The sequence below is a fragment of the Halomonas sp. IOP_31 genome (assembly GCF_021151495.1).
Classification (GTDB): Bacteria; Pseudomonadota; Gammaproteobacteria; order Pseudomonadales; family Halomonadaceae; genus Modicisalibacter; species Modicisalibacter zincidurans.
In genome coordinates, this window is record NZ_JAIRBP010000010.1 from 19,145 (window position 1) to 44,736 (window position 25,592).

The 25,592-nt window shown below is 64.9% G+C and carries 21 protein-coding genes; 13 read left to right on the forward strand and 8 right to left on the reverse strand.

Annotation, left to right across the window (positions count from 1 at the left end; genetic code table 11):
• Positions 1-5: 5 nt before the first annotated feature.
• Both K7I12_RS07270 and K7I12_RS07275 read right to left on the reverse strand, forming a co-directional pair.
• Positions 6-998 (reverse strand): diacylglycerol/lipid kinase family protein, encoded by a 993-nt coding sequence (locus tag K7I12_RS07270; RefSeq protein WP_231663733.1) that lies wholly within the window; start codon positions 996-998, stop codon positions 6-8.
• 10 nt (positions 999-1,008) lie between these two features.
• The gene (locus tag K7I12_RS07275; RefSeq protein WP_231663734.1) at positions 1,009-2,220 is read right to left on the reverse strand and encodes a CDP-alcohol phosphatidyltransferase family protein; all 1,212 of its coding nucleotides are present in this window, start codon (positions 2,218-2,220) and stop codon (positions 1,009-1,011) included.
• Positions 2,221-2,263: 43 nt separating this feature from the next.
• Between K7I12_RS07275 and K7I12_RS07280 the strand changes: the two genes are divergently transcribed.
• Together K7I12_RS07280 and K7I12_RS07285 are read left to right on the forward strand one after the other, a co-directional pair.
• Positions 2,264-3,286: a metallophosphoesterase family protein gene (locus K7I12_RS07280; RefSeq protein ID WP_231663735.1), complete on the forward strand. Its 1,023-nt coding sequence runs from the start codon at positions 2,264-2,266 to the stop codon at positions 3,284-3,286.
• Positions 3,287-3,518: 232 nt separating this feature from the next.
• Positions 3,519-4,304 carry a phosphocholine cytidylyltransferase family protein gene (locus K7I12_RS07285; protein WP_231663736.1) on the forward strand — a complete coding sequence of 262 codons (786 nt, stop codon included), beginning with the start codon at positions 3,519-3,521 and terminating at the stop codon, positions 4,302-4,304.
• A 77-nt stretch (positions 4,305-4,381) separates the two neighbouring features.
• On the opposite strand, the gene K7I12_RS07290 is transcribed toward K7I12_RS07285, so the two are convergent.
• Both K7I12_RS07290 and K7I12_RS07295 read right to left on the reverse strand, forming a co-directional pair.
• Complete coding sequence (locus K7I12_RS07290; RefSeq protein ID WP_231663737.1) at positions 4,382-5,188, reverse strand: nucleotidyltransferase family protein; 807 nt, start codon at positions 5,186-5,188, stop codon at positions 4,382-4,384.
• A complete protein-coding gene (locus K7I12_RS07295; protein ID WP_231663738.1) occupies positions 5,172-6,377 on the reverse strand; it encodes a hypothetical protein in 1,206 nt (401 codons plus the stop codon). The genes K7I12_RS07290 and K7I12_RS07295 overlap by 17 nt, the downstream gene beginning before the upstream one ends.
• A gap of 306 nt (positions 6,378-6,683) precedes the next feature.
• On the opposite strand from K7I12_RS07295, the gene K7I12_RS07300 reads away from it, so the two are divergent.
• The 6 genes from K7I12_RS07300 (at position 6,684) to K7I12_RS07325 (ending at position 13,410) form a co-directional block, all read left to right on the forward strand.
• Positions 6,684-7,139, forward strand: coding sequence for an HIT family protein (locus K7I12_RS07300; RefSeq protein WP_231663739.1), 456 nt, complete (start codon positions 6,684-6,686; stop codon positions 7,137-7,139).
• A 194-nt stretch (positions 7,140-7,333) separates the two neighbouring features.
• Entirely contained in the window at positions 7,334-9,106 is a 1,773-nt protein-coding gene (locus K7I12_RS07305) for a fatty acyl-AMP ligase (protein WP_231663740.1), read from the forward strand.
• Between the two features lie 5 nt (positions 9,107-9,111).
• Positions 9,112-10,122 carry an NAD-dependent epimerase/dehydratase family protein gene (locus K7I12_RS07310; protein ID WP_231663741.1) on the forward strand — a complete coding sequence of 337 codons (1,011 nt, stop codon included), beginning with the start codon at positions 9,112-9,114 and terminating at the stop codon, positions 10,120-10,122.
• 80 nt (positions 10,123-10,202) lie between these two features.
• A complete protein-coding gene (locus K7I12_RS07315; RefSeq protein ID WP_231663742.1) occupies positions 10,203-10,451 on the forward strand; it encodes an acyl carrier protein in 249 nt (82 codons plus the stop codon).
• Positions 10,451-11,650 (forward strand): serine palmitoyltransferase, encoded by a 1,200-nt coding sequence (spt, locus tag K7I12_RS07320; RefSeq protein WP_231663743.1) that lies wholly within the window; start codon positions 10,451-10,453, stop codon positions 11,648-11,650. The genes K7I12_RS07315 and spt overlap by 1 nt, the downstream gene beginning before the upstream one ends.
• Before the next feature lie 41 nt (positions 11,651-11,691).
• Positions 11,692-13,410: an ABC transporter ATP-binding protein gene (locus K7I12_RS07325; protein WP_231663745.1), complete on the forward strand. Its 1,719-nt coding sequence runs from the start codon at positions 11,692-11,694 to the stop codon at positions 13,408-13,410.
• Between the two features lie 63 nt (positions 13,411-13,473).
• On the opposite strand, the gene K7I12_RS07330 is transcribed toward K7I12_RS07325, so the two are convergent.
• On the reverse strand, positions 13,474-14,727 hold the full coding sequence (locus K7I12_RS07330) for a glycosyltransferase (protein ID WP_231663746.1): 1,254 nt from the start codon (positions 14,725-14,727) through the stop codon (positions 13,474-13,476).
• Positions 14,728-14,872: 145 nt separating this feature from the next.
• Here K7I12_RS07330 and K7I12_RS07335 point away from each other — a divergent pair, with 145 nt between their 5' ends.
• The 3 genes from K7I12_RS07335 to K7I12_RS07345 all read left to right on the forward strand — a co-directional run bounded on the left by K7I12_RS07335 (position 14,873) and on the right by K7I12_RS07345 (position 19,082).
• Complete coding sequence (locus tag K7I12_RS07335) at positions 14,873-17,287, forward strand: mitochondrial fission ELM1 family protein (RefSeq protein ID WP_231663747.1); 2,415 nt, start codon at positions 14,873-14,875, stop codon at positions 17,285-17,287.
• Positions 17,284-18,285 carry a glycosyltransferase family 2 protein gene (locus K7I12_RS07340; protein WP_087718478.1) on the forward strand — a complete coding sequence of 334 codons (1,002 nt, stop codon included), beginning with the start codon at positions 17,284-17,286 and terminating at the stop codon, positions 18,283-18,285. Before K7I12_RS07335 ends, K7I12_RS07340 begins: the two co-directional genes overlap by 4 nt.
• An 80-nt stretch (positions 18,286-18,365) precedes the next feature.
• Entirely contained in the window at positions 18,366-19,082 is a 717-nt protein-coding gene (locus K7I12_RS07345) for a hypothetical protein (RefSeq protein ID WP_231663748.1), read from the forward strand.
• Positions 19,083-19,087: 5 nt separating this feature from the next.
• Here K7I12_RS07345 and K7I12_RS07350 read toward each other — a convergent pair whose 3' ends face one another.
• The 3 genes from K7I12_RS07350 to lptF all read right to left on the reverse strand — a co-directional run bounded on the left by K7I12_RS07350 (position 19,088) and on the right by lptF (position 22,515).
• On the reverse strand, positions 19,088-20,158 hold the full coding sequence (locus K7I12_RS07350) for a lipopolysaccharide kinase InaA family protein (protein WP_231663749.1): 1,071 nt from the start codon (positions 20,156-20,158) through the stop codon (positions 19,088-19,090).
• Positions 20,159-20,374: 216 nt separating this feature from the next.
• Positions 20,375-21,433, reverse strand: a complete 1,059-nt coding sequence (lptG, locus tag K7I12_RS07355; protein ID WP_231663750.1) for an LPS export ABC transporter permease LptG — start codon at positions 21,431-21,433, stop codon at positions 20,375-20,377.
• The gene (gene lptF, locus K7I12_RS07360; RefSeq protein WP_231663751.1) at positions 21,430-22,515 is read right to left on the reverse strand and encodes an LPS export ABC transporter permease LptF; all 1,086 of its coding nucleotides are present in this window, start codon (positions 22,513-22,515) and stop codon (positions 21,430-21,432) included. The genes lptG and lptF overlap by 4 nt, the downstream gene beginning before the upstream one ends.
• A 203-nt stretch (positions 22,516-22,718) precedes the next feature.
• On the opposite strand from lptF, the gene K7I12_RS07365 reads away from it, so the two are divergent.
• Positions 22,719-24,242, forward strand: coding sequence for a leucyl aminopeptidase (locus K7I12_RS07365; RefSeq protein WP_231663752.1), 1,524 nt, complete (start codon positions 22,719-22,721; stop codon positions 24,240-24,242).
• 205 nt (positions 24,243-24,447) lie between these two features.
• The gene (locus tag K7I12_RS07370) at positions 24,448-25,545 is read left to right on the forward strand and encodes a branched-chain amino acid aminotransferase (RefSeq protein ID WP_231663753.1); all 1,098 of its coding nucleotides are present in this window, start codon (positions 24,448-24,450) and stop codon (positions 25,543-25,545) included.
• Positions 25,546-25,592 lie beyond the last annotated feature (47 nt).

The following is a 25,592-nucleotide window of genomic DNA, read 5'->3' on the forward strand; positions in this document are numbered from 1 at the left end:
GCTGGTCACGGGAAGACGAGAAAATCGATCGCCGGCGTTGCCGACAGCTCGATGGCCTCGCCGGGTTCGGCGCAGAAGCGTTCACCGTCGAGAATGCCGCCTGCATCGAGTTCCAGGCGCAGCGACGTCAGGTTGCGGCTGACATAGCCCTCCCCGTCGCGTACGGCCTGGCGGCCGCGCCCGCGCAGAATGGCCGGCAGGCGCCGCCACAGGGCACGTGGCGGGTAGCGCACCGCGGTGAAATGCAGCGGCGCGGCCTGCTCTCCCCAGAACGGTCGCGAGCCCAGCAGCAGCCGCTCGAGGGTCGATACCAGCACCAGCAGGTAACGGCCTTCCAGCACCTCGTCGCGATCCAGCACCAGCCGGCACGGCGCAGCAGGCAGCAGCGGATGGGGCCGGCCGCGCAGCATCGACACCGTCACCCGCAGGAAGGCCAGGCGTGGCCCCCAGGCGCCCGCCACCGGACCGCAACGTACCCGCTCATTGAAATAGTCGACACCGGTCTGGATCGCGCCGCTGCCGAAAAACAGGCCATACTGAGCCGCCGCCGGGCGTCCCAGTGTCAGGCGCACGAGAGGACGGGAGCAGGAGCGTGGCCCCGGGCCGCGGCCCTCGAGCCAAGCCGCCAGCCTGGCCAGCGCGACAGGCGGTTGGCAGCGCGTGCCGAGATCGGCCGCGCTCATGTTGGTCGTGCCGCCGGCGATCACCAGCAGCTTCGGCAACGCCTCGGCCGGCAGCGCCAGGTCGCGCAGCAGGCCGGTCAGGGCCGCCTGCAGCGTACCGTCACCCCCCGCGATCGCGATCAGCTCGACACCTTCGGCATGCAATGCACGCAGCGTCTCGACGATCGCTTCGGGCGTCGTGGCCTCGCGGTAGACGAATAGCGCTGCCTGCTGCTCGGCAGTGCGGCGAATCGCCGCCAGATGGCGGCGGTTGTGCCCGCTGTGCGGATTGCACAGTACGCCAATGCGGCGCGGGACATCAGCGGAATGAAGCACCGGCGAGGCCCTACCTGCCCGAACGGATGGCGGGGTCGGGGAAGGTGAACCAGCGCACCATCAGCGGATGGCGTCCGGCTCGCGGGTCGTCGCTGTGCAGCCAGGCCCGGGGCGGCTCGCCGCGGACGCGTGCCAGCAGTCCTTGCCCGAGGCGGACCGCCAGGACCAGCGTCGAGAGCAGCGTCCAGAGCGTGACCAGGACCAGGCCGACATGCGGCGAGCCCGCCCCCCAGGCCAGCGTCAGCAGGATCAGATTGGGGTTGCGGCGCGCGGTGACCAGGCGGTTGACCGAGTCGAAGGGGCGCCAGGTGAACATCGAGAATGGCGCCGCGAACTTAAATGCGCCCTCGCACAGACGTCCGCCGATGTAGCCGATCACGATCAACCACAACAGCCCCGTCACATCCGCTGTGACGCCCAGGCCAGCTCCCCAGGCGATGTACCACAACGGCGGGTGGATCAGGTCCAGGGCATGATCGAAGATGTTGCCGAAGCGGCTCGACGTCAGCGTCACGCGGGCCAGTTTGCCATCCACCGTGTCGAGGAAGGTCATGATCCAGCCCGCGAGCAGGCCGGCGCCGAATTCGCCGTACCCGAACAGCACCCCGGCCACGATCGCCAGCACATAGCTCAGCGACGTCACGTGATTGGGGCGCAGCCCCCAGCGCACGCACAGCCGGGTAACGGCGCGTGCCGGCAGCGGCCAGGCCCATTTGGTGACGAGATCGGTCACGCCCTTGTAGGCGGCACTGAACAGGGCATTTTCGAGACGTCTGCGCGCCGGCGCCGACACCCGGGCCACCCAGGGCGTATCGAACTTGCGCAGTTTCGACTGATGCGCGCCACTGGCGACGGTGGCCGGTGTCATGCGCTGCAGGGAGGACAGCGGTGCATTGGCCAGGGATGGGCGCGCATCCCTCGGCCACTGGTCGGCGCGCGCGCGTACGGCGACCACGCTGTCATCGCCGGGATCGGTGAGCGCGAGCTGCCCGGCTTCGCTATCCAGCAGACCGTTCAGCACGCGCTGATCGTAAACATAATCGGCACGCAGGACGAGGATCTCGGTGCCGGGCTGAGCGGTGCCAGGCCGGGAGGCTGGGGTGTCATCCGCGAGGACCACGTCGGGCAGGGGTGCCAGCGATTTCACCAGCCGTTGACGAGGCGTCAGGCCCCATAGCCGGACAGGCGAATCCTCTTCGAAATACACGCTTATTGTCATCATGCCACCGATGATCCTTTTCTGATCAAAATCCTGAGATTATATTATGCAGATGATGACAACGGCACCCCCGACTTTTGCTGAGCAAGATGCGTCGCTGTGTCTGGCGCATCTCTCCGATCCCCATCTGACCTCTTTCGACGTGCCGCCGTGGAAAGAGTTGTTCAATAAGCGTGCCTTCGGCTACTGGGCCTGGCGGCGCAAGCGCCAGCATGTGCATCGGGCGGAGGTGCTGACAGCGCTTCTCGCCGACCTGCGCGGTGCGGCGCCCGACCACATTGCCGTGACCGGCGACCTGACGCATCTGGGCACGCCCGCCGAATGCCGCCAGGCGTTGACATGGCTGCATGCGCTGGGCGCGCCGCATGACGTCTCCGTCGTGCCCGGCAATCACGACGCCTATGCGCCGGCGCCGTGGGCCGATACTGTCGGACTGTGGCGCGACTATATGCAAGACGACTATATGCAAGACGAATTGCATGCCGAGATGCGCAACGCAACAGCGATGAGTGACACGGCGCATGTGTCGCGCTTTCCCTTCGTTCGCCATCGTGGTCCGGTCGCGTTGATCGGCGTCTCTACGGCGCTGCCCACGCCCTGGCCCTTGGCTACCGGCGCGCTCGGTGCCGAACAGCTCGTGCGTCTGGAGCACTGTCTGCGCCGGGCGGGGCGCGCGGGGCGCTTTCGTATCCTGCTGATTCATCACCCGTTGCAGCGCAACGCCGTGAACTGGCGCAAGCGCCTCACCGATGCACCGGCGCTGCGTCGCGTACTGGCACGTGCCGGCGTCGAGCTGGTCCTGCATGGTCACGCCCATTGCCGCATGGATGCCTGCGTGCCCACGCCGCACGGGCAGGCAGCGGTGTTCGGCGCCCCCTCGGCCTCGCTTGTGCCGGACGCCGACGCGACGACGGCTGCCGGCTACACGCTGTTTCACATCACGCGCCAGGCGGATCACTGGGCCCTGACGGCCACACGCCACTGCCTGAGTGAAGCCGGGGAGCCTACCCGCATCGAGCAGCGGCGTTGCGTACAGCCGTTCGCTGTGCTGGAAAATGCAGACTGCTGACAATCCCTTACCGACCCTTAAGCCTTTGCTCAGGCCAAGGTGATACATTCAAGCGTGAATGGCTGGGGCTGAGTTGTTAAAGTCGAGCGCCTTGATGGTCGAGCGCCTTGATGAAAGAGTAGTGATAAGAGTAGCGAAAGAAGGGTAATGCTCGGCTCCGGGGCTGCAGAGCCTGCACCCCGCCCTCCTGGCCTTCATGTACAGTACTTCACAGACGAGATATCGACCCACCATGCAACAATCGACTCCTTCGCGGCCACTCCGGGCCATCCTTCTCAGCGCCGGCCAGGGCAAGCGTCTATTGCCTTATACCGAACGTCACCCCAAGTGTCTCATTCGCTTTGGCGACAAGACCGTCATCGAGCATCAGATCGATCATCTGCTCGCCGCCGGTTTCGAGCGGATCACCGTCGTGCTCGGCTATGGCATCGATCAAGTGACGCAATGCCTGCGTGATCGCTATGCACCCGAGCTGATCGATATCGTCTTCAACCCCTTCTATGAGGTCGCCGACAACCTGGCTAGCTGCTGGATGGCGCGCGAGGCGATGCGGGAAGACTTCCTGCTGCTCAACGGCGATACCCTGTTCGAGCTGCCGGTGCTGGAACGCTTGCTGGAGGCGCCGCAGCATCCGGTCACCCTGGCCATCGACCGCAAGGCGCGCTATGACGCCGACGACATGAAGGTCAGCCTGCATGGTGATCGCCTGGCGCGGGTCGGCAAGACGCTCGATCCGGACACGGTGAACGGCGAGTCGATCGGCATGATGACCTTCCGCGGCACTGGCGCGGCGCTGTTCCGCGACACGCTGGAACGCATCATGCGCGACCCCGCGGCGCTCAAGCGCTGGTATCTGAGCGTGATCGACGAACTCGCGGCAGGCGGCGACATCTTCGCCCAGCCCATCGAGGGGCTGCGCTGGGCGGAGCTCGACTTTCCCAGGGATCTCGAGCAGGCGCGCCACCTGGTGACCCGCTGGCAGGCCCGTGACGCGGCGGCGACAGCCGCGCGCGGCTGAGCGCCTCTTCTCCTTTCCTTCTCCTTCTCGGGCCCGCCGGTCTCTCTCCGCCGGTCTCTGCGAATGCTGCGCGCCGATCAGCGCTCGCCGGCGAGAATCGCTTCGACGAGCTGCCGGTCGGCGGGCGTGTCCACGTCGACCGCCGCCTCGGCGTGATCCAGCACCACGGCCCGGATGCGTATACCGAGCCGGCGGGATAGCCTGTCCAGGGCCTGCTCGAGCGTCAGGCGCCCGAGCAGGTAACGCACCACGGCTCCCCAGCCCAGCGCTCCGCCGATGACCCGCCAGGGGCGCTTGCGCTGCTGTTCGACCCGGCGCCAGAAGTCGGCGAGCGCGCGTCCGCGCGGTGTGGTGAAGGCAAACAGGTTGCAGCCGCAGTAGGGACCGTCGGACAGGCGTATCGCCGTGCGTCGCGTACCGGGAAAACGCGCCTTCACTGTCTCCAGGCGTGCCACGCCCACCACGAAGTCGCCATCGCTGGCCAGGGCGCGATCGACAAACGCGGTGACAATGGCCGGCGTCAGCAGGGCATGATCGGCGGTGGTCACCATGACCGGCATGTCATCGGGCAGCAACCGCAGGGCGGCGCCGACGCTGGCGCTGGGCGTCGCGGCATTTTCCACCCAGCTCACATCGTTGCGGCCAAGCAGCTCGCCAAGCAGGGGCTCGCGCTCGATGATCGCCGCCGGTGGTCCGGCCAGGCAGATGCGCGCGATACGTCCATTGCCGTCGAGGGCGCTGAACACGCGGCGCAGCATGGGTACGCCAGCGACCGGGGTCAACGCCTTGCAGGCGACCCCGGCCTCCCGCGCGACCGGGTCGTCGGCGTGGCGATCCGCCGCCAGCACCACGGCACCAAGCTGTCCTTCAGAGATGCTTTTCATAGAGGCGATAACGTTTGTAAAGGTCGGTTCCGATATGCTCGAGGATATTGCGCATGCCCGCGTTGTCCTCGAGGATCCAGGACATTTCCACGGCTTCGATGCCATGGCGGATGAGCGACGCCTGGATCGACTCGACCAGTACCAAGGCCAGTGTCGGCCCTAGGCGGCTATGCTGATATTCGCGGCGCACGCCCATCAGCGGCACGCGGCCGGTCTTTGGCCCGCGCACCTTGAGCGCCCACAACAGACGCAGCCAGCCCAGTGGCAGCAAGCGACCATGCAGCGGGGCGATCGCCTCGTTGAGGTTGGGCAAACCGACAATGAACGCGACGGGCTTGGCGTCGATCTCGGCGATCTGGATCAGTTCGGGCGGCACCAGCATCTTCAGGCTGGTGCCCAGTTCGCGGAATTCGGCATCGGTGAAGGGTACGAATCCCCAGTTCTGCGCCCAGGCGTCGTTGAAGATGTCGCGCAGGATGTCGAGCTCTTCGTTGAAGCGGTCGCGACGCAGGGGGCGTATGTGGATCCGCTCGCGCCAGCGATTAATCATGCGCCTCATCGTCGGCGTGAAATTCACACCATGTGTCGACATCCAGTAGGCGAGCAGGTCCTTGGCGGGCGTATAGCCCTGCGCCTCGACGTGAGTGGCATAGTAGCGCCCGGCATGTCCCATCATCATCGATGGGGGGGTGTCGAAGCCCTCGACGAGCAGTCCGCACTCCTCGTTGATGGTGAAACTGTACGGGCCGCTGATGCGCCGCGCGCCATGCTGGCGCAGCCAGGCCTCGGCGGCATCGAAGAGCGCGGCGAACACATCGGGATCGTCGATGGCATCGAGCATGCCGAAATGCCCGGTGTCGGCGCCGTGATACTGGCGGTGCAGGCTGTCGATGTGGGCGCTGATGCGTCCTACCGGGCGGCCGCCCGACCAGGCGATGAAGCCCTGCCAGGTGAGATGCTCGAACGCCGGGTTGCGGGTCAGATGCAGGCGACGCTCGAGGTACAGCGGTTCCACCCATTGCGGGTCGTCATGCAGCAGGCGGCCCGGCAGACGCGCAAAGAGTGCCAGTTCCCGGCGTCCACTGAGCGGCCGCACTTCGAGCGGCGTGCCGGGGTCGCGCACGGCCGTGGCGGCGGGGCGATGAATATCGCAGGAGGCCGGTCTTTCGGAAGGGGTGTGGTTGTTCACGTGGAGCCTTAATGCGTGCTGCCGGCATTGAGCGACATGACACATCGCGACGGGCATGACGCGCCGCGACGCCGGTTTCGACGCAGAAGAAGGCGGTCGGCGGCGCAATGACAGGCGATCGCTTCAAGGGCTTTGCATCGAGTAGCGCATCATAGGTATCTTTGGCAGTCGCTGCAATGCGCAAGCGATGGGTGGCAGACTCCGGTCGCCGCGCGGCGTATGGCACGCATAGCGCGCTAATGGTAATTTAAGCAAGCTTTAAGGTTCAGGGCGTATACTGAGTGATCGCAAGCAAAGGTGACAAGGATGGTGAGTACACAACCGCACATCGAGTTGAACTCGACGATGGCGAAATTCGGCGCTCCTGACAATGTTCTGCGTGACTATCGTCACTGGAGCGTGTTGTTTCGCGATGCCCAGGTGACCCTGGGCGCGCTGGTGCTGATCGCCAAGGGGCCGGCCACCGCCTTTCCCGAGCTGCCGCGGGAGGCTTTTGCCGAGCTGGCCGAGGTCAGCGCCGACATCGAGGCCGCCCTGAGCCAGGCGTTCGCCTATGACAAGATCAATTACCTGATGTTGATGATGGTCGATCCGCACGTGCATTTTCATGTCATCCCACGCTACGCGACGCCGCGAACGTTCGACGGTCATGAGTTCGCCGATGCCGGCTGGCCCGGCCCCCCCAGGCTGGATGCCGTCAACGCCAGCGACGCTGCGCGCAATGCACGGATCCACTCAGCGATCATGCAGCATTGGGCATGACTCTCGCATGACATGCTGCCTCCTCCAGGGCAGTCGCCGGCAGGTGCCATGTCGGTGTGACGCCACGCGCAGGTCTGAACATCTATCGAGCCGGTCAGGGCCATCCGGGACACTGCCACTGATTAAGGTGCTTCCAGCTGGCGCGCATTGCCTTTATGACAGCACCTTTCTTTAATGATCGAGACCCACCCTTGATGACCGAACTCTATATCACTGAAACGCCAACGCGGAACCCGCTTCCCCAGCGGCTGGCCGATTTCGCCACCCTGGCCGAAGCGCTCGACTACGCCGCGCAGGGTGTGACGGGCTACAACTTCCATGATGGCCGCGGTCGTCTCGCCACCCCCCTGCGCTACGCCGAGCTGCGTCAGCGTGCTCTGGCGGCGGCTTACCGTCTTTGTCGCCTGGGACTGGAACGGGGCGACAAGGTGGCCATTGTCGCCGATACCAGCCCGCTGTTCATGGAAATCTTCTATGGCTGCCAGTATGCGGGCTTCGTTCCCGTGCCGCTGCCGATCAACATGAACCTCGGCAACCATGCCAGCTATGTCGAACGCCTCGCGCGCCTGCTGCGCAGCTGCGAGGCCCGCGTAGCGATTGCGCCTGCCGAGATGCAGCCCTTCCTGACGGAGGCCGGCAGTGAACTCGAGCTGCTGTTCAGCGGTGGTGGCGAGGCGTTTCATCGGCTCGACGCCAATGTGCACCCCCTCGAGCCATCGCGTCCGGATGAGCTGGCCTATCTGCAGTACACCTCGGGCAGTACCGGCTTTCCGCGTGGCGTGATGATCGATCAGACCACCGTGATGGCCAACCTGCGCGGGATCGTCACCCACGGCCTGGGGGTGCGCCCGGGCGACCGTTGCGTCTCGTGGCTGCCGTTCTATCATGACATGGGCCTGGTCGGCTTCGTGCTCGGACCGATGGCGTCACAGCTGTCGGTGGATTATCTGGGCGCGCGCGAATTCGCCATGCGCCCGATGCAGTGGCTGACGTTGCTCAGCCGCAATCGTGGCACCATCGCCTTTGCGCCGCCCTTTGGTTACGATATCTGCGCGCGCCGCCTGCGCAGTGGCGATCTCGAACGCTTCGATCTGTCGAGCTGGCGTGTCGCCGGCGTCGGCGCCGAGCCGGTGCGTACCGATGTGCTCGAGCGTTTCGCCGAATGCCTCGCGCCTGCCGGCTTCGACTCGCGGGCCTTTCTGCCCTGCTACGGTCTGGCGGAATGCTCCTTGGCGGTCAGCTTCGCGCCGCTTGGCCAGGGCATCGCCTGCGAGCGCATCGACCGTGCCCATCTCGAGCATCATGCTCACGCCCGCCCGGCATCGGCAGGTGGCGATATGGCCATCACTGGCTTCGTCAACTGCGGTCATGCGCTGCCCGGCCATGAAATCGTGATTCGTGACCAGCAGGGGCAACCCCTGCCCGAGCGCGCGGTAGGCCACGTCACCGTGCGCGGCCCCAGCGTCATGTCGGGATACTTCCAGAATCCCGAAAAGACCCGCAGGGTGCTCCGTGATGGCTGGCTCGATACCGGCGATTTGGGCTACCTGACGCCAGAGGGGCTGTTCATCACCGGGCGTCATCGCGACCTGATCTTCGTCAACGGCCGCAACATCTGGCCCGAAGACCTCGAGCATCTCGCTGGACGTTGCCAGGGCGTCCGGCATGGCGATGTCGTCGCGTTCACAGCGGCGGCGGACGACGAGGAGGCGGTTGTCATGCTGGTCCAGTGCCATCTCAGCGACGCGCAACGTCGACATGAACTGGTCAATGAGCTGACCAGCCTGATTCGCAGCGATTTCGGTGTTGCGTGCCGTGTCGTTCTGCTGCCCCCCCGCTCGCTGCCGCGTACGTCGTCCGGCAAGCTTTCGCGCAGCGAGGCGTGCAGACGCTACCTGCAGGGGGGCGGTGAGTCGCTGGGACTGGCCTCGCCAGCCGCCTCGCTGACCGGGGCCGGCGCGTCCTGATCCCCATGGCCACGCGTGTCGCGCTTACCGGGGCCACCGGCTTCATCGGCCGCCGGCTGCTCGCCCGGCTGGTCAGCGATGGTGTGCAAGTGCGTGCTTTGACGCGGCGCTTGCCGGCCGAGCCGGAAGGTTCGCATGTCCGCTGGGTCAGCGGGTCGCTCGACGATACGGCGGCACTGGAGCAGCTGGTCGATGGGGCGGAGGCCGTCATCCATTGTGCCGGCGCGGTGCGTGGCGCCGATGACGCCACTTTCCGGCGCATCAATGTCGAGGGCAGCCGTCGGCTGTTCGAGGCGGCGCAGCGTCAGGGATGCGCCCGCCTGCTGTTGATGTCCTCGCTGGCCGCGCGCCATCCCGAACTCTCCTGGTACGCCGCCTCCAAGCGCCAGGCGGAACTCTCCTGGTACGCCGCCTCCAAGCGCCAGGCGGAATTCTCCTGGTACGCCGCCTCCAAGCGCCAGGCGGAGCAACGAGGAGTCGCATCGTCAGCGCGGCCGGCGGTGACGGTATTTCGCCCCACGGCGGTCTACGGGCCAGGGGATCGCGAGCTGCGCCCCCTGTTCGAGATGCTGATGCGCGGCTGGCTGCCGATGACCGGCCCGCACGAGGCGCGCCTGTCGTTTTTGCACGTCGACGACCTGGTGGCCGCAGTGATAGCCTGGCTGCGTCACTCCCCGGCTGACGCTCCCGCCGAAGGCGGTCCTTTCGAGCTTCACGATGGCTACCCTGGCGGCTACACTTGGCCGCACATCGCCGCGATCGGCGCTGCCGTGCGTGGCGCGCCGGTACGTCGTCTGCCGATTCCTGCCGGCATACTGCACGGCATGGCGCAGGCCAATCTGTTGTTGGCACGCGCGTTGCACCGTTCGCCGATGCTCACGCCCGGCAAGTTCCGCGAGCTGAGACATCTCGACTGGACATGCCATAATGACGCATTCACCCGCGCGACCGGGTGGGTACCGCAGACTACGCTGGAGCAGGCGCTTGGCGATCGCCGGCAGTGGGCGGCGGACTGACCAGCTGTCGGCTTTTCCATTGCCCTGCTTTTTCATTACATTCAATCTGGCGCACGCCGCCAGCAACGGACATAGCACGCATGCCGCAACATGAACAGGTTCTCGAGCGGTTGATGACGCACCTCGAACGCCTGGCGCCGCCTGACAGCAATCTGCGTCCCGACGTCGATATGGTCAGTGAGCTGGGGCTCGACTCGGTCAAAGTAATGGATCTCATGCTGGATGCCGAAGACGAATTCGATATCTCCGTTCCTCTGAACGTCCTCGCCGATATCCGCACGCCCAACCAGCTGGCCCAGGCGATCAACAAGCTGCTCGAGAGCCGATAATGTCTCTGTTCGATAAATTCCAGTCCCTGAGCGATGCGCGCCACGCCTTGATCCAGCAGGAACCGAGCCCGATTGGTACCCGCATCGATGAAGTCCTTTCGCCCACCGAAGGGCGCGTAGACGGCAGGTCGGTGATCCTCGCCGGCACCAATAACTACCTGGGACTGACTTTCGACCCCGACTGCATCGCGACGGCACACGACGCTCTTGATCGAGAAGGCACCGGCACCACCGGGTCACGTATGGCCAATGGCAGCTACGCCAGCCACACCCGTCTCGAGGAAGAACTGGCGCGCTTCTTTGCGCGCCCCTCGGCGGTCGTGTTCTCCACCGGTTACGTGGCCAATCTCGGCCTGATCGGCACCCTGGCCGGTGCCGACGACGTCATCGTGCTCGATGCCGACTGCCATGCCAGCATCTACGATGCCTGCCGCCTCACTGGCGCAGACATCATTCGCTTTCGTCACAATGATGCGAGTGACCTCGAGAAACGCCTGCGCCGTCTGGGCGAGCGCACCGCCAATACCCTGATCGTGGTGGAAGGCATCTACAGTATGCTGGGGGATCAGGCACCGCTGCGCGAGATCGTCGCCGTCAAGCGCCGCCATGGGGGTTACCTGCTGGTCGACGAGGCCCACTCGCTGGGAGTGCTGGGCGCCCATGGGCGCGGCCTGGCCGAAGCCGAAGGCGTCGAGGCCGACGTCGACTTCGTGGTTGGCACCTTCAGCAAGAGCCTGGGCGCCATCGGCGGCTTCGCCTCCAGCCATCATCCGCAGCTCGACATGATCCGCTACGCCAGCCGCCCGTACATCTTCACCGCCTCGCCCTCCCCGGCGACGATCGCGTCGGTACGCACCGCCCTGCAGATCGTCCATTCGCGAGGCGAACTCCGCCAGCGCCTGTGGGCCAATGCCGAGCGGCTATATCACGGACTGGCACGGCTCGGTTTCGAACTGGGCCCAGAGCCTGGCCCGGTGGTCGCCACCCTGCTGGGATCGCCCCAGCAGGGCGTCGCCTTCTGGCACGGACTGCTCGACCGGGGCGTCTATGTCAATCTGGTATTGCCGCCGGCTACGCCGGGCGGCCAGGCATTGATGCGCATCAGCGTCAGCGCGGCCCATGACATCGCCCAGATCGACCAGATCATCGACGCCTTCGCTGCCTTGAAACCGATGCTCGACCGTCACGGGAGCGAGTGAGCACCGGCGGTCGCCACGAACGAACGCCCACGGATTCGCACATGCGCCTGCTTTTCGCATTCTTTCGCCTCTATCCCCAACGCACGGTCATCATGTTGATCTGCCTGCTATTTGCAGGCATCGCTGAAGGGATTGGCCTGACCACTGTGTTGCCGCTGCTATCGGTGGCGCTCGGCGAGAACGAGCAACCCAATGCCTTTTCGCAGAAGGTCCTCGCCGCCATGGATGCCATCGGGTTGCCGACCACCGTCGGCGTCATCCTGTCGATCATCGTTATCGGCATGACGGTCAAGAGTGCGCTGGTCCTGCTGGCCAACCGTCAGGTCGGCTATACCGTCGCCCGGGTGGCCACCGACCTGCGCCTCGAACTGATCCATTCGCTGCTGGCCAGCCGCTGGGAGCATTACCTGCGCCAGCCCGCCGGCGGCATGGCCAACTCGGTGGCTACCGAGGCCACCCGTGCCGCGACCGGCTACGAGCACTGCGCCAACGTCATCTCACTTTTCATTCAGGTGGTCGTCTATGCCATCGTCGCGCTGATGATCGGCTGGCAGGCGACAATGGTCTCGCTGGGACTCGGCGTGCTGATGTCGATCATGCTGTATCGACTGGTCCGCGCCTCCAAGCGCGCCGGCAAGAAGCAGACCCGACTGATGCGTGAGCTACTTTCACGCCTGACCGATACGCTGGGCTCGGTCAAACCGCTCAAGGCGATGGCGCGTTACGATGTCGCCGATGCGCTGCTCAAGCGCCAGACCCATAAGCTCAACCGCGCCATGGAGCGCCAGGTGCTGGCCCGCGAGGGGATGAAGGCCATTCAGGAGCCGATCCTGACGCTGTTCGTCGCCGTGGGCCTCTATTTGGCCCTCGTCGTTTGGGGCCTCTCGTTACCGTCTGTGATGGTGATGGTATTTCTGCTGGCAAGGGTGGTCATGCAGCTCAACCAGCTGCAGCGTCGCTATCAGCAGATGCAGACCCAGGAAAGCGCCTACTGGGCATTGAAGGATGCGGTCCAGGCAGCACGCGACAATGCCGAGCCGGTCAGCGGTGATCTGCGCCCGACCCTCGAGCGGGAGATCACGTTCGAGGGCGTGCGCTTTCATTACGGCGACCACGCGATTCTGAACGTGACCGACCTGACCCTCCCGGCGCGCTCGTTCACTACCCTGATCGGCCCCTCCGGCGCTGGCAAGACCACCCTGCTCGATATCCTGTGCATGCTGCTCGAGCCCAGCGCCGGCCAGGTGCGGATCGACGGTGTACCGATCGACCGGCTCGACCGGCTCGCCTGGCGCCGCCTGATCGGCTATGTGCCGCAGGAGACGCTGCTGCTGCACGACAGCGTGCTCGCCAACGTGACGCTCGGCGATCCCACGCTGACCGAGGCGGACGCCGAACGCGCCCTGCGCCAGGCCGACGCCTGGGCATTCGTCAGCCAGATGCCCGAGGGGATTCATGCTTCGGTGGGCGAGCGCGGTTCACGACTGTCGGGCGGTCAGCGTCAGCGCATCGTCATTGCCCGCGCCCTGGCCCACCGTCCCAAACTGCTGATTCTCGATGAAGCGACCAGCGCGCTCGACATGGAAGCGGAGGCAGCGATCAGCAAGACCCTGCAAGGCCTGAAGAGCGAACTGACCATCGTCGCCGTCTCCCACCAGCCGGCGCTGATGCGCGCCGCCGACCGGGTCTATCGGCTCGAACGGGGGCAATTGGTGACGGTCGAGATCGGCGACAACAATCTTGCATATCAACCCGCCTGAACCGATTCGACGACGGCGTAGGCATGGATAGGATGCCTTGCGCCGTCGTTTCGCTGCTGGCCGTCACATTGAACTCGCCTTTCCGTCAGGGTTCAGTTTCTCTGTCCGGGCAAACTCGGTCGGCAACAGCAGTTGCAGATAGCGCTTGGCGCTGCGTTCCAGGCTGAACTCGCCACCGCGCCGGCGCAGCGTCTCCGCCGGCAGCGGCGCATCGAGCGTGCGCGTCATGGCCGCGGTCAGCGCCTCGATGTCATCTACCGGCACCAGTTCGCCAAAGCGCCCGCCCTGCAAGATTTCCGTCGGACCGCTGGGGCAGTCCGTGCTCACCACAGGGCAGCCGCAGGCCAGCGCCTCGATCAAGACATTGCCTAGCCCTTCGTAATCGGAAGAGAGCACGAACAGCGCCGCCCGGGAAAAGGCCGCATAGGGGTTATCCACGAAGCCGGGCAGTGCCACATCGCCACTTACTCCCAGCGTATGGGTCAGCGTTTCAAGCCGGGGCCGCTCGGGCCCCTCGCCCAGGATTATCAACCGCACCGCACGCTGTTCACGCAGCCGGGCGAAGGCGTTCAGCAGCAACGTAAAGTTCTTCTGTGGCACCAGTCGCCCCGCCGCCACAATGACCGGTGATCCATCATCCTCCAGCCACGGATGCGGTGCCGGCGCGGCGGCACGGACCGCCAACCCCGGCGTGACCACTGGATTGTAGACGGTATCGATGGCGCCGCGCGGCAGCCCGGCGGTAATCGCCAGATCATCGGCGACACCATCGGAAACCGCAGTGATCGCATCGGCCCGTGGGTAGGTGCGTGCGATCAGCGGCGCAATATGACGCCAGCGCCACTTGCGGCTGAGCATGATGGACCGAGAAAGCTGAGTATGCTCGCTGATGACGACACGGGTGGGCGCGCCGCTCAAGCGCCGAGCCCACAGCGCCAGCAGATTGGTGGGCGTCTTGGCGGCGAGCAGCGCCGCCGGGCGCACGCCGGCCAGATAACGAGCCAGATCGGCCAGATAGGGCTGGACGGGCGCCGGATGCCGCGTCAGCAGCACCGGGCGCGCCAATGCAGTGAGGCCGGCGGGGTCCATGCGAACGAGCTCCAGCCGTGTGACTAGACCGCTCCGTGGCTGTAGCGTCACGATGTTGACGCCTGCCGGTATCGCCGATAGATAAGGGCCTTCGGCACGACACAGCACCAGATCCACCGGATGGCCGGCAGCGCAAAACGCTTCAGCCAGATGAAGTATCGAACGGCCTACGCCACCGGCAGCAAGCGAAGGCAATAGCAGGGCAATCCTGGGGAGTTGTTGTGTCACGCAAAAACCGGGCTCATGGTCGAATCGGCGCCAACGCTGCTTTTTGATTTATCGTAGTGTAGCATGCCAACAAACCGCTTTAGGCGCGCTTAATGAAGGGGATTTTCCGTTGACAAGCAATGCTTCATGTCTCAACGAGGAGACCTTGACCATCGCCGCCCGACCGATTCGAGTCGAGCGCGCCGATACCTCGCATCAGCCCCACTGCGTGATACTGCCGGCGTTGACCTCAGCACCCTCGCCGCGTCCTCCGGTGCGCATTTTCCTGGGCACCGAGAAAGCCCAGGTAAGAGCCCAGCGCATATTCTTCTATTCGGTCGAACGCGTACGCGATCCTGCACGGGAATACCGCATCTACCTGATGAAGGATATCGCCGGTTTCGATCAGTCGACATGGCGCACCGGCTTCACCAATTACCGCTTCGCGATTCCCGATTTCGCCGGCCGCGAAGGGCGCGCCATCTATAACGACGTCGACCAGATCTACTTCACCGATCCCGCCGTGCTGTTCGACCTGCCGATGGCCGAACATGGCTATCTTGCCATCTCGGCCAAGGACACGTCGGTCATGGTGATGGATTGCGCCCGCATGGCGCAGTGGTGGAACCTCGATCAGGCCAGGCAGGCCGCCAAGAAGACGCTGACCGACACGCCGGCCGAACAGCCCGGCCTGTGGGGCGAACTCGACGGCCACTGGAACGCCCGCGACGAGGAGTACGAACACAACCGGACCCATGTGCTGCACTATACCGCGCTGCACCAGCAGCCCTGGCAGCCGACGCCGAGGATCTACTCTTATCATCCCAACGCGCTGGGCGATTTATGGCACCGCCTGGAGCAGGAAGCGGATGCTCAGTATTACGGACCCTTTTCCCGCCAGGCGCCAAGCCCCTGGTTCGAGCAGGCGCTGCAAGCGCTCGAAACACCTGATAACGCCGATGAAGCATTGCGCAGCAGCCGCCGCGCCGCACAGCTGGCAAGCGAGTGCGACGCCGCCTCGCTGTTATGGTGCCGGCCCGCTCGGCAGACCGCGCCGCCCTCGCCGCTCAATCTGGAAGCGAGCCAGCTCTGGCATCCTGAGCGCGACGCTGCGGTGGATGCCGCCTTCGATGGTGTCGCCGTCACAGGGGTGCTCGAACATCTTCCCGCCGAAGACATCCATTGGTTCATGGGAGAATTGGCTCAGCGCGCCCGCTGTTTACTCTATGTCGGCATTCAGCTCCCCGATCCCCGGCGCGTCGACGATCAGCCGTTCTACCGTACCCACTGGTGGCGCGAACAGCTGCGCCGCATCAGCGGGGCCTATCCCGATCTCGTCTGGCATCTTGATATCCAGCGCACGGGAACCGGCATGAGAGAGTGCGTCCAGTCCGGACTGAGCGGCGCACGCCAGGGGCATGGTCGCGTTCCACGGGTATGGCTGTTGCTGGGCCGGCATCACGGTGACAATGCGCAGCTGTCGCTGCTGGCACAGCGACTGGGCTGGCCCAGCGAGGAAAAACGGCTGAACTTCAAACCGTCTGCGCCAAGACCCGCGCTGTTCAGCCGCCCATCTCTTGCCAACATCGATCTGACCCAGTCCGATCGCCTCGAGCCCCCCTGGCCGGATCTGATCCTGAGCACGGGCCGGCGCAGTGTCGGCGCAGCACGCTGGGTCAAGCAGCAGTCAGGAGGACGCACACAGCTGATTTTCCTCGGCCGCCCGCGCGCGCCATTGGACTGGTTCGATCTGATCATCACCACGCCTCAGTATGGCCTGCCGGCACGGGACAATGTCATCCATAACCTCCTGCCTCTCAACGCGCCCGACCCTGCGGCGCTCGATCAGGCCGCCGCGGATTGGCAAGCGCGCTTCGACGATCTTCCCCGGCCCCGTATCGGCGTGCTGGTCGGCGGCGCAACGAAGACGCAGCACTTCGATGCCACCGTTGCCCGTGCGATGGCTCAGGCCGCCTGTCGCCTGGCCAAGGCTCGCGGAGGGTCACTGCTGATCACCACCAGCCCGCGCACGCCACCCGACGCGGCGGACGCCTTTTTCGCTGGCATCGATGTTCCCAGTTATCGCTACGCCTGGCACCACGAAGACGGTGCAGACAACCCCTACCGGGCCTATCTGGCCTTGTGCGACGCATTCGTCGTGTCAGGCGACAGCGTATCGATGCAGGCCGAAGCCATTCGGACCAAAAAACCGGTGCATGTCTTTCCGCTCGCATTGCCGCCGACATCATGGAGTCGTTTCGGGCATCGGTTTGAGGCGTTCATGCACGGGCGCACACAGGCGACCGGAACCCGCGGCACCCATCGCCAGCAGGATTGGAAAGGTCGGCTCTACGATCGCGCCTTCTGCCTGGGCCTGGTGCCCGCACCGCGCAGTGCCGAGCGCCTGCACAATGTGCTCGCCATGCGCAATCTAGTTGAGGATGTCCGCGATGTATCGAGCGAGGCATCGAAAAGCACCGCCCCACGCTGTCAGCGCGTTGATGTCGCCGACGAGGTCAGCGCCACGGTAGAGAGCATTAGCGAGCGCGCCGGCGAGCATTACTGGCGCGAGCGCCGATGAGCACGCCGCGCGTCACGGTCTTTATTCCGGTACATAACCGCCAGCTTTACATCACGACGGCTGTCGACAGCATCCTGGCGCAGACATTCGAGAACTTCGAACTGCTGATCGTCGATGATGGCTCGACCGATGCCACTCTCGAGGTCCTGTCGCGCTACCGGGATCCACGCATGCGCGTGGAGGGCAATGCGCGCAATCTGGGCATTCCGGCAACCCGCAACCGCGGCCTAGAGCTGGCGCGTGGAGAATATATCGCCCTGCTCGATAGCGATGACAAGTCATGGCCGAATCGGCTCGCCCGCCAGGTCGAGACCCTGGACCGCCATCCGGAACTGGCGCAGGTCGGCAGCGCCTGCGATTTCATGGACGATCAGGGACAGCATCTCAAGCGCGTGCGGCGCCAGCCGTTAGCCGCCGATGACGTCGCCGCCAGCCTGGCGTTCTACTGCGCACTGACCAACCGTACGATCATGGCGCGCACGGCTATTTTGCGCGAGCATGGCTACAGGGAGGATTTTCCGCGCTGTCAGGACTACGAGTTGCACCAGCGACTGTCGCGGACGCAGCGGATGGCCAACCTCGCTGACATCCTGGTCTGCGGACGCGAACACAGCGGACGCTTCACCAAGCAGACCGATGCATTAGGCCGTGAGCGCAAGCGTGAGATCTGTCGCCGGGCGCTCATCGAGACGGGACTCGTCCCGAGCGAGGCAGATCTCGATCGCCACTATGCGCTGGCGCGGCCCAAGAAACTCGGCGCGGCGCTGAACGAAGAATATCTCGGCTGGGCCGATCAGTGGCTGGCTCGGCTCGACGCCGCCAACCGGCGTAGCCGACGCCATGTGCCCGAGGCGCTGACACGGGTCATGACCGAACGCTGGATAGACCTGTGCTGGCATGCACGCCGCCAGCTCGGGTCCGCCGCCTATCTGCGCCTGATACGCTCACCGCTGGCCAGGCGCTTACCCGCGACGCTGTTGCGCCGCCTGGCATCCTGAGGCCGCACGTTCAAGTTCATGGCTGATTCGCCAGCAGACAGAAATTGATCATCAGTGATTATTGAAGGAAGGAACATGTCATGCGTTATCTGGATGTCGACGCACTGGAGCACATGGATGCCAAGGCGTTCCAGCAACGTCCCCCTTATCCATGGGCCAACCCGGCCGGCCTGCTGACCGAGGAAGGCTACGCGGCATTGCGCGACAGCCTGCCCGCCGCCGAGCACTTCGAGGAAGTATTCGGCAAGATGCGTCGTTACGGTCAGCAACCCCACGACCGCCTGGCGCTGGAATACTCGCCGGATATTGAACTTTCGCCGCACTGGCAAGCCTTCATGCAGGAACTGCACGGACCGCACTATCGGCAGTTCATGGCACGCATGTTAGGCACCCAGGCCTTCAGCCTGCGCTTTCACTGGCACTACACGCCGGCTAGCTGTTCGGTCTCGCCACACTGTGACGCCCGCGAAAAGCTGGGCTCGCACATCTTCTACTTCAATGGCGAAGACGACTGGCAGCCCGTCTGGGGCGGGCAAACCGTGGTGCTCGATGACAATGGCCGCTTCGACAGCAAAAGTGCGCCAGCCTTCGAGGATTTCGACAGCGCTACCGAATCCCATGCGATGGGCAACTACAGCTTGCTGTTCACCCGACGTGGTAATTCCTGGCATGGTGTACGCGAGATCAGTTGTCCGCCAGGGCACTACCGCAAGGTCTTTATCGCGGTCATCAACGAACGCCGCCCACTCAAGCAGTTTACCAAGAGGCTCAAGGGGCTGTTCGGACGCGCGGCCTGATCGGTTCAAGGCGCCATGGTCACCACGTCCTCGATAGACGCAATAAGCCGTAACTCCTGCCGACTGCCGATAGACGATGCGTGGGCAACCTGGGCAGGAAGACTGCGACTATGGGAGAGGGCCTGCAGACGCGTCTCGATGATGCTGGTATCGAGCCGTTCTCGTCTGCGCTGCAGCAGCCGACGTCTCGAGAACGGCTTCTTGCTCGAATAGCGCACGAGCAGCGACACCAGCCGCTCGGCGCCAGCAAACTCGGCTTCGCCACCTACGAGACGGTACAGCAGCGTTCGGGCACTCTCTTCAAGCTGCGGTGACGGCAAGAGACGCTTGCCATTGAGTTCATGCAGGAACACGCTAAGATGCATAGCCGTCAAGATGGCGGGATCGGCCGCCATGCTCATCTGTCCGCAGTCGATCGCGCGCAGCGGTGCCTGAGGATCGGGCGACACCATGACATCGCCGGGATGAAGATCGAGATGACTGATGCCCGCATCGCGCAACGACGCCAACATGGCGATCAACTTCGACAGTAGCGCATGGCGTCGGGTTGCCTCGTGCTCATGCGCCTGCCAGACGACGTTGAACGGCTGCCAACCGAGCAGATATTCCTGCAGCAATACCTGCTGTACGGGCAGGCCGTGCCGGAAGTACTCGCCAAAGGCAAAGGTCCGGACACCATGCACCGTTCGCTCGTGCAATGCCAGGTTATGAGCGAGCTCCGCCGTGCCGTGGCTGAACCCGAGCAGTGCATTGCTGCACCCCAGCAGCGCTCCCAGCCTCTTGCGCGGCGATACCGCCATCTGTTTGACGAAGTGACGCGGTGTTGCCGGCAAGCTCGGCGGCGCAAGAGAATAAAGTCGGCGCGACCTCGCGGCTTTCTCACGTAACAGGGTAACGCCGGACCCGGCGCCGGCATGAAAATGATGATCGATCGTCTGCGCTGGCCGATGTGCCTGCCCCTCGCCAAGCCACCACTGCCATCCCGAGTTGGAGAAGGCTACCGGCCCGTCGAAGCGGGCAGTCAGGAACTGCGGTCGGCACCGTTGCATACCTCCCCGCTGGATGCCTAATGCCATTGCCCTGCCCCTTCGCCATCTTTAATAAAATTTTAATATTTTCTTAATATATCGGAATAAGCGCAGACGGGCACACCGAAATATGAAAATTCCAGGCACAAGGGAAGTTCAGCATGCCGCTAAGGAAAGCGTCCAGCGAGCCCACCACCCAAGGTGGCACTCGCTGGCCAAGGCTAAATGAGATGGGAAATTACAGGGAATGACACGCTACCACCCTCATTCCGCTCTCCTGAGCAGGAAAAACCCGACCAGGAAACAGGCCAGGGTGGGCGTCAGTACCGCCCAGATCGGCGAGAAACCGAAGATCGTCGAGGCTGGGCCAAGCAGGTCCTGCAGGTATTTGAACGTCAAGCCGACGAGGGTGCCGTAGAAGACCCGCGTGCCGGCGGCAGCGCTTCTGAGCGGTCCGAACACGAACGAGGCGGCGACCAGCACCAGCCCCGCCAGCACCAGCGGCTGCAGCAGCTTCTGCCAGAAGTACAGCCAGGTGTCGGTGGCGTCGGTACCCTGGGCATTGAGATAGCGGCCATAGCGCCATAGATCGGAGATCGACTGACTGTCCTGGTCGATGATGATCTGCTTGAGCAGTTCCGGGTCGAGCGATGTCTGCCAGGGCTCGCTGGCATAGGTGTCGGTCACGGTACGGTCGGGCTCGAAGCGGGTCACCTGCACGTCCTGCAACTGCCATCCGCCTTTCATCGGCACGGCGCGCTCGGCATACAGGGCACTTTCCAGGCGTTGGCCGTCATATTGATAGCGTAGGACGCCGATCAGGGTATTGTCGGAGCGCATCGAGACGAAGCGGTAGAAATCGTTGCCTTCACGCTGCCAGCCGCCGCCCCGTTCAGCCAAGCCATTATCCCCCTGGCGCTGTTCCGCCCGCCATGAATCGGCGTACTGCTCGGTAATCGGCGCAACGTATTCACCGACCGCCATGGTCAGCAGGATCACCAGTCCGAGCGGCTTCATCACCGCCCAGATGATGCGTGCCAGCGACCATCCCGCCGCGCGCATCACGGTCAGCTCGTTATTCGACGCCATGGCACCCAGCCCGATCAACGCGCCGAGCAGGACGCCCACCGGCGCGTACTGATAAAAACGCCACGGCAATCGCATGAGGGTATACAACAGCACTTCGAAGGCACCGTAGCGGTTTTCCACGTCCTCAAGCCCGGAAATGTAGTTGATCACCGTGTCCAGCCCCATCAGGAGGACCTGGACGACGAGCATCGCGGCGAGCACATTTCGCGCCGTGTAGCGGTCGAGACGTTTCATGAGGCGCGCCTCCGGCGTGGACGCCTGAGTCGATTCAGCCATAAGCCGAACGCGAGAAAAGCGATATGGATCGGCCACAGGCCCACCGTCGCCGATAACTGCCCCCTGGCGATGGCGTCCTGTGCCGCCAGCAGCAGGCTCATGTAGCAGATATACAGGAAGATCGACGGCAGCAGCTTGGCGAAACGCCCCTGGCGCGGATTGGCGCGTGATAGCGGGAGCGCGATCAGGGTCAGGATGGGAATCATCAGCGGCATGCTCAGCCGCCATTGCAGTTGGGCCAGCGCCTCGCCGGAGCCCGAGGCAACCAGCGCCGGTGTCGAGGCGTACTCCTCATCGTCGAGCTGAGCCATCTGCGCGACGCGTGACAGACGCACCGCATAGGTGCCGAATTCCAGCCGCTCGGCGATGTTGCGTCCCGGCTCGACGCTGTAGCGTTCACCGTCGGTCAACACCAGAAAGCGGCTGCCGGTTTCCTCGTCGGTCGTCTGGTAACCGCCCTCGGCCCGTGTCACCACGGTTTCGGGGGTGCCGTCGTCGCGCCGCTGGCGCTCGCTGATGAAGACCTGCTGCATCTCCGTCTGGTCATCGTTGAACGCTTGGGTATAGACGGTAAGGCCATCGCCGAAATCTTGGAAGCGCCCCGGCGTGAGCGCGGAAAAATCCAGCCGGCTCTGCTGCTCCTCGATCAATATCTCGCTGTAGCGCCCCCCTGCCGGGGTCAGCCATAGGCTGCATGCTCCCACCACCAGGACCACGATCCCGGCTGGCCATAATGCCACACGCAACAGCTTGCGCGGGCTGACACCACAGGCCATCAGTACGGTGATTTCGCTGTTGAGATAGAGCTGGCCGTAGGCGAGCAGGATGGCCAGAAAGAAGGCCAGCGGCAGCAGTAGCTGCATGAAGCTCGGCAACTGATACAGCATCAATGTGCCGAGCAGGCTGGCGGGAAAGTCCCCTTGCGCCACATCGCTAAAGTAGCGGATGAAGCGGTTGCCCATGATCACCAGCAGCAGCACGCCGGCAACGGCGACCATGGTGGTGAGAATCTCGCGTGTCAGGTAGCGAAAGATGATCAAAAGTGTCTCCCGAAATGGCTCCCCTGCTGGCCTGTGCCCAGGTCAGCGCAGGCTGACGGTCCATGCAATGCGGGGCTGCCTTGCGTACACTGGGGGAGTTCAGCCGGCCACGTGCCACGTGTCAGTGTCGGCATTATCCAGAATCCCCGCTCGCCTGTCTCGCCAGCAAGGCAGTCGCGGACAATATCTGTCGTGGAGATGTCATGGAATTTCCTGTTCTCACCGTCAACCCGGCCAAGGTCGAGACGGCCTGCCTCGTGGTTCCGGTATTCACCGATGGTGACTTGCTCCCGGTAGCCGCCAAGCTCGACGACGCCAGCGAGCGCCTGATCGGCCAGCTGATCGAGCGCGGCGACTTCGCTGCCGGGCTCGGCAATGTGCAGTTGATTCCCTTCGCGCCGGGCCTGGCCGCCGAGCGCCTGATGCTGGTCGGCCTCGGCACGCGCGCCAAGTGCAACGAGGCCAGCCTGCGCAGCGCGCTGGACGCCACCTTCCAGGCGCTGGTGAAACTGCCGCTCGACGAGGCCGTGGTGGCCTTTGGCGACGTGCCCGTGCCCGACCGCGACGCTGACTGGAAAGCCCGCGCGACGGCCGAAGCCGCGCAGCGCGCCATCTATCGCTTCAGCGAATTCAAGTCCGAGCCCGCGCCGGCTCCGCGTTTGTCGCGGGTCAGCCTGCTGATCAGCGACACCGCCGAAGCCGCCGCCAGCGAACACGGCGCCCGGATCGGCCGCGCCGTCGGCGACGGCGTCAGCTACGCACGCACCCTGGGCAACCTGCCGGGCAATGTCTGCACGCCGCGCTACCTGGCGGCGCAGGCCGAGCAACTCGGCCACGCTTCGGCCGGCGCGCTCGACGTCGAGATCCTCGACGAGCAAGCGCTCGAGGTGCTCGGCGCGCATTCGCTGCTCTCGGTGGGCCGCGGCAGCGAAGAGCCCTCGCGACTGATCGTGATGCGCTACCAGGGCGCCGACGACGCTGAAGAGGCGCCCCACGTGCTCATCGGCAAGGGCATCACCTTCGATACCGGCGGCATCTCGCTCAAGCCGGGCGCCGACATGGACGAGATGAAGTTCGACATGTGCGGTGCCGCCAGCGTGTTCGGCACCGTCAAGTCGCTGCTCGCGCTCAAGCCCCGGATCAACGTGGTGGCGATCGTCGCCAGCGCCGAGAACATGCCCGACGGCCGTGCCACCAAGCCCGGCGACATCATCAAGACCCTCAAGGGGCTGACCGTCGAGGTGCTCAATACCGACGCCGAAGGCCGTCTGGTGCTGTGCGATGCGCTGACCTACGCCGAGCGCTACCAGCCGGCCAGCGTGGTCGACATCGCCACCCTCACCGGCGCGGCGGTGATCGCCCTGGGCCATCATGCCACCGGGCTGTTTTCCAACGACGACGACTTGGCGCTGGACCTGCTCGACGCCGGCGAAACCGCCTGGGATCGCGCCTGGCACATGCCGCTGTGGGACGACTACCAGAGCCAGCTCGACTCCAACTTCGCCGACCTGGCCAACATCGGCGGGCGCCCGGCCGGCTCGATCACCGCGGCGTGCTTCCTGTCGCGCTTCACCCAGACCTACCCCTGGGCGCATCTCGACATCGCCGGTACCGCCTGGGCCTCGGGCAAGCAGAAAGGCGCCAGCGGCCGCCCCGTGGGCCTGCTGACCCAATACCTGCTGGATCGCGAAGCCGAGCTGGACGAGACCCCGGAAAAGGCCGAGTAACAACTGCGACGAGCGACACTTCGCAGCGCGTCGTTCGCATGCTAATTTCATTGTCCATTACGACACGGGGCGTGTATGGCATTCTCGCTGCATTGTCCGCCACGCCGGCCCACCCAGAAGCCGCGTGGCAACGTCCAACCGCAACGGTCCCACGGCCCGGCGATTCGCCGCTCGCCGGGGCCCAGCCCTGTAACGGAGATTTCCGGTGACCACCTCTGGCTTCGACGTACGGCCTAATGCCAACCCCACGGATGCCGCCATCCGCGACGAGATCCTTAGTAACTCCGGCTTCGGCCGCCACTTCAGCGACCACATGGCGCATATCCGCTGGACCGCGGACGACGGCTGGCACGCTCATGAGGTGCGCCCCTACGGCCCGCTGACCCTCGATCCCGCCGCCGCCGTGCTGCACTACGCCCAGGAGATCTTCGAAGGCATCAAGGCCTACCGGCATGCCGACGGTTCGGTGTGGACCTTCCGCCCCGCGAAGAACGCCGCGCGCTTTCGCGCCTCGGCGCGTCGCCTGGCGCTGCCCGAGCTCAGCGACGACGACTTCATCGGCTCGCTGAAGGCGCTGGTCGCCCAGGACCACGCCTGGGTGCCCACTCCGGCCAGCGCCGCCGAGGAGACCAGCCTCTATCTGCGTCCGTTCATGATCGCCAGCGAGACGTTCCTCGGCGTACGCCCGTCGAAGGAGGTCGACTACTACGTGATCGCCTCGCCGGCGGCCGCCTACTTCAAGGGCGGCGTCAAGCCGGTGTCGATCTGGCTGTCGTCGAACTACAAGCGCGCCGCCCCCGGCGGCACCGGCTTCGCCAAGTGCGGCGGCAACTATGCCGCCTCGCTGGCCGCCCAGAAGGAAGCCGAGACGCATGGCTGCGACCAGGTCGCCTTCCTCGACGCGGTGGAGAACAAGTGGGTCGAGGAGCTCGGTGGCATGAATCTGTTCTTCGTCTACCGCGACGGGCGAGTCGTCACGCCCCAGCTGACCGGCACCATCCTCGAGGGGGTGACCCGCGACTCGATCATGCAGCTCGCCCGCGACGAGGGCCTGACCCCGGAAGAGCGCCACATCAGCATCGACGAATGGCGCGACGGCGCCGCCTCCGGCGAGATCCAAGAAGTCTTCGCCTGCGGCACCGCGGCGGTGGTCACGCCGATCGGCGAGCTGGTCAGCGACGACGAGCGCATCCGCCTCGTCGACGGCGGCGGCGAGATCGGCAAGCGCCTGCGCACCCAGCTGCTCGACCTGCAGTACGGACGCCGCGAGGATACCCACGGCTGGCTGACGCGCCTGGCGTAAGCCCTCGCAATCGGGCGACGGGCTGCGAGTCGCGAGCAGTACAGCGC

Coding starts and splice junctions, on each gene's coding strand:
- K7I12_RS07315 (WP_231663742.1), top strand. CDS start 10,203: ATGCCGCAACATGAACAGGTTCTCGAGCGGTTGATGACGCACCTCGAA.
- K7I12_RS07350 (WP_231663749.1), bottom strand. CDS start 20,158: ATGGCATTAGGCATCCAGCGGGGAGGTATGCAACGGTGCCGACCGCAG.
- K7I12_RS07290 (WP_231663737.1), bottom strand. CDS start 5,188: ATGAAAAGCATCTCTGAAGGACAGCTTGGTGCCGTGGTGCTGGCGGCG.
- K7I12_RS07280 (WP_231663735.1), top strand. CDS start 2,264: ATGCAGATGATGACAACGGCACCCCCGACTTTTGCTGAGCAAGATGCG.
- lptG (WP_231663750.1), bottom strand. CDS start 21,433: ATGAAACGTCTCGACCGCTACACGGCGCGAAATGTGCTCGCCGCGATG.
- K7I12_RS07305 (WP_231663740.1), top strand. CDS start 7,334: ATGACCGAACTCTATATCACTGAAACGCCAACGCGGAACCCGCTTCCC.
- K7I12_RS07340 (WP_087718478.1), top strand. CDS start 17,284: ATGAGCACGCCGCGCGTCACGGTCTTTATTCCGGTACATAACCGCCAG.
- K7I12_RS07325 (WP_231663745.1), top strand. CDS start 11,692: ATGCGCCTGCTTTTCGCATTCTTTCGCCTCTATCCCCAACGCACGGTC.
- K7I12_RS07300 (WP_231663739.1), top strand. CDS start 6,684: ATGGTGAGTACACAACCGCACATCGAGTTGAACTCGACGATGGCGAAA.
- K7I12_RS07365 (WP_231663752.1), top strand. CDS start 22,719: ATGGAATTTCCTGTTCTCACCGTCAACCCGGCCAAGGTCGAGACGGCC.
- K7I12_RS07345 (WP_231663748.1), top strand. CDS start 18,366: ATGCGTTATCTGGATGTCGACGCACTGGAGCACATGGATGCCAAGGCG.
- K7I12_RS07310 (WP_231663741.1), top strand. CDS start 9,112: ATGGCCACGCGTGTCGCGCTTACCGGGGCCACCGGCTTCATCGGCCGC.
- spt (WP_231663743.1), top strand. CDS start 10,451: ATGTCTCTGTTCGATAAATTCCAGTCCCTGAGCGATGCGCGCCACGCC.
- K7I12_RS07275 (WP_231663734.1), bottom strand. CDS start 2,220: ATGATGACAATAAGCGTGTATTTCGAAGAGGATTCGCCTGTCCGGCTA.
- K7I12_RS07285 (WP_231663736.1), top strand. CDS start 3,519: ATGCAACAATCGACTCCTTCGCGGCCACTCCGGGCCATCCTTCTCAGC.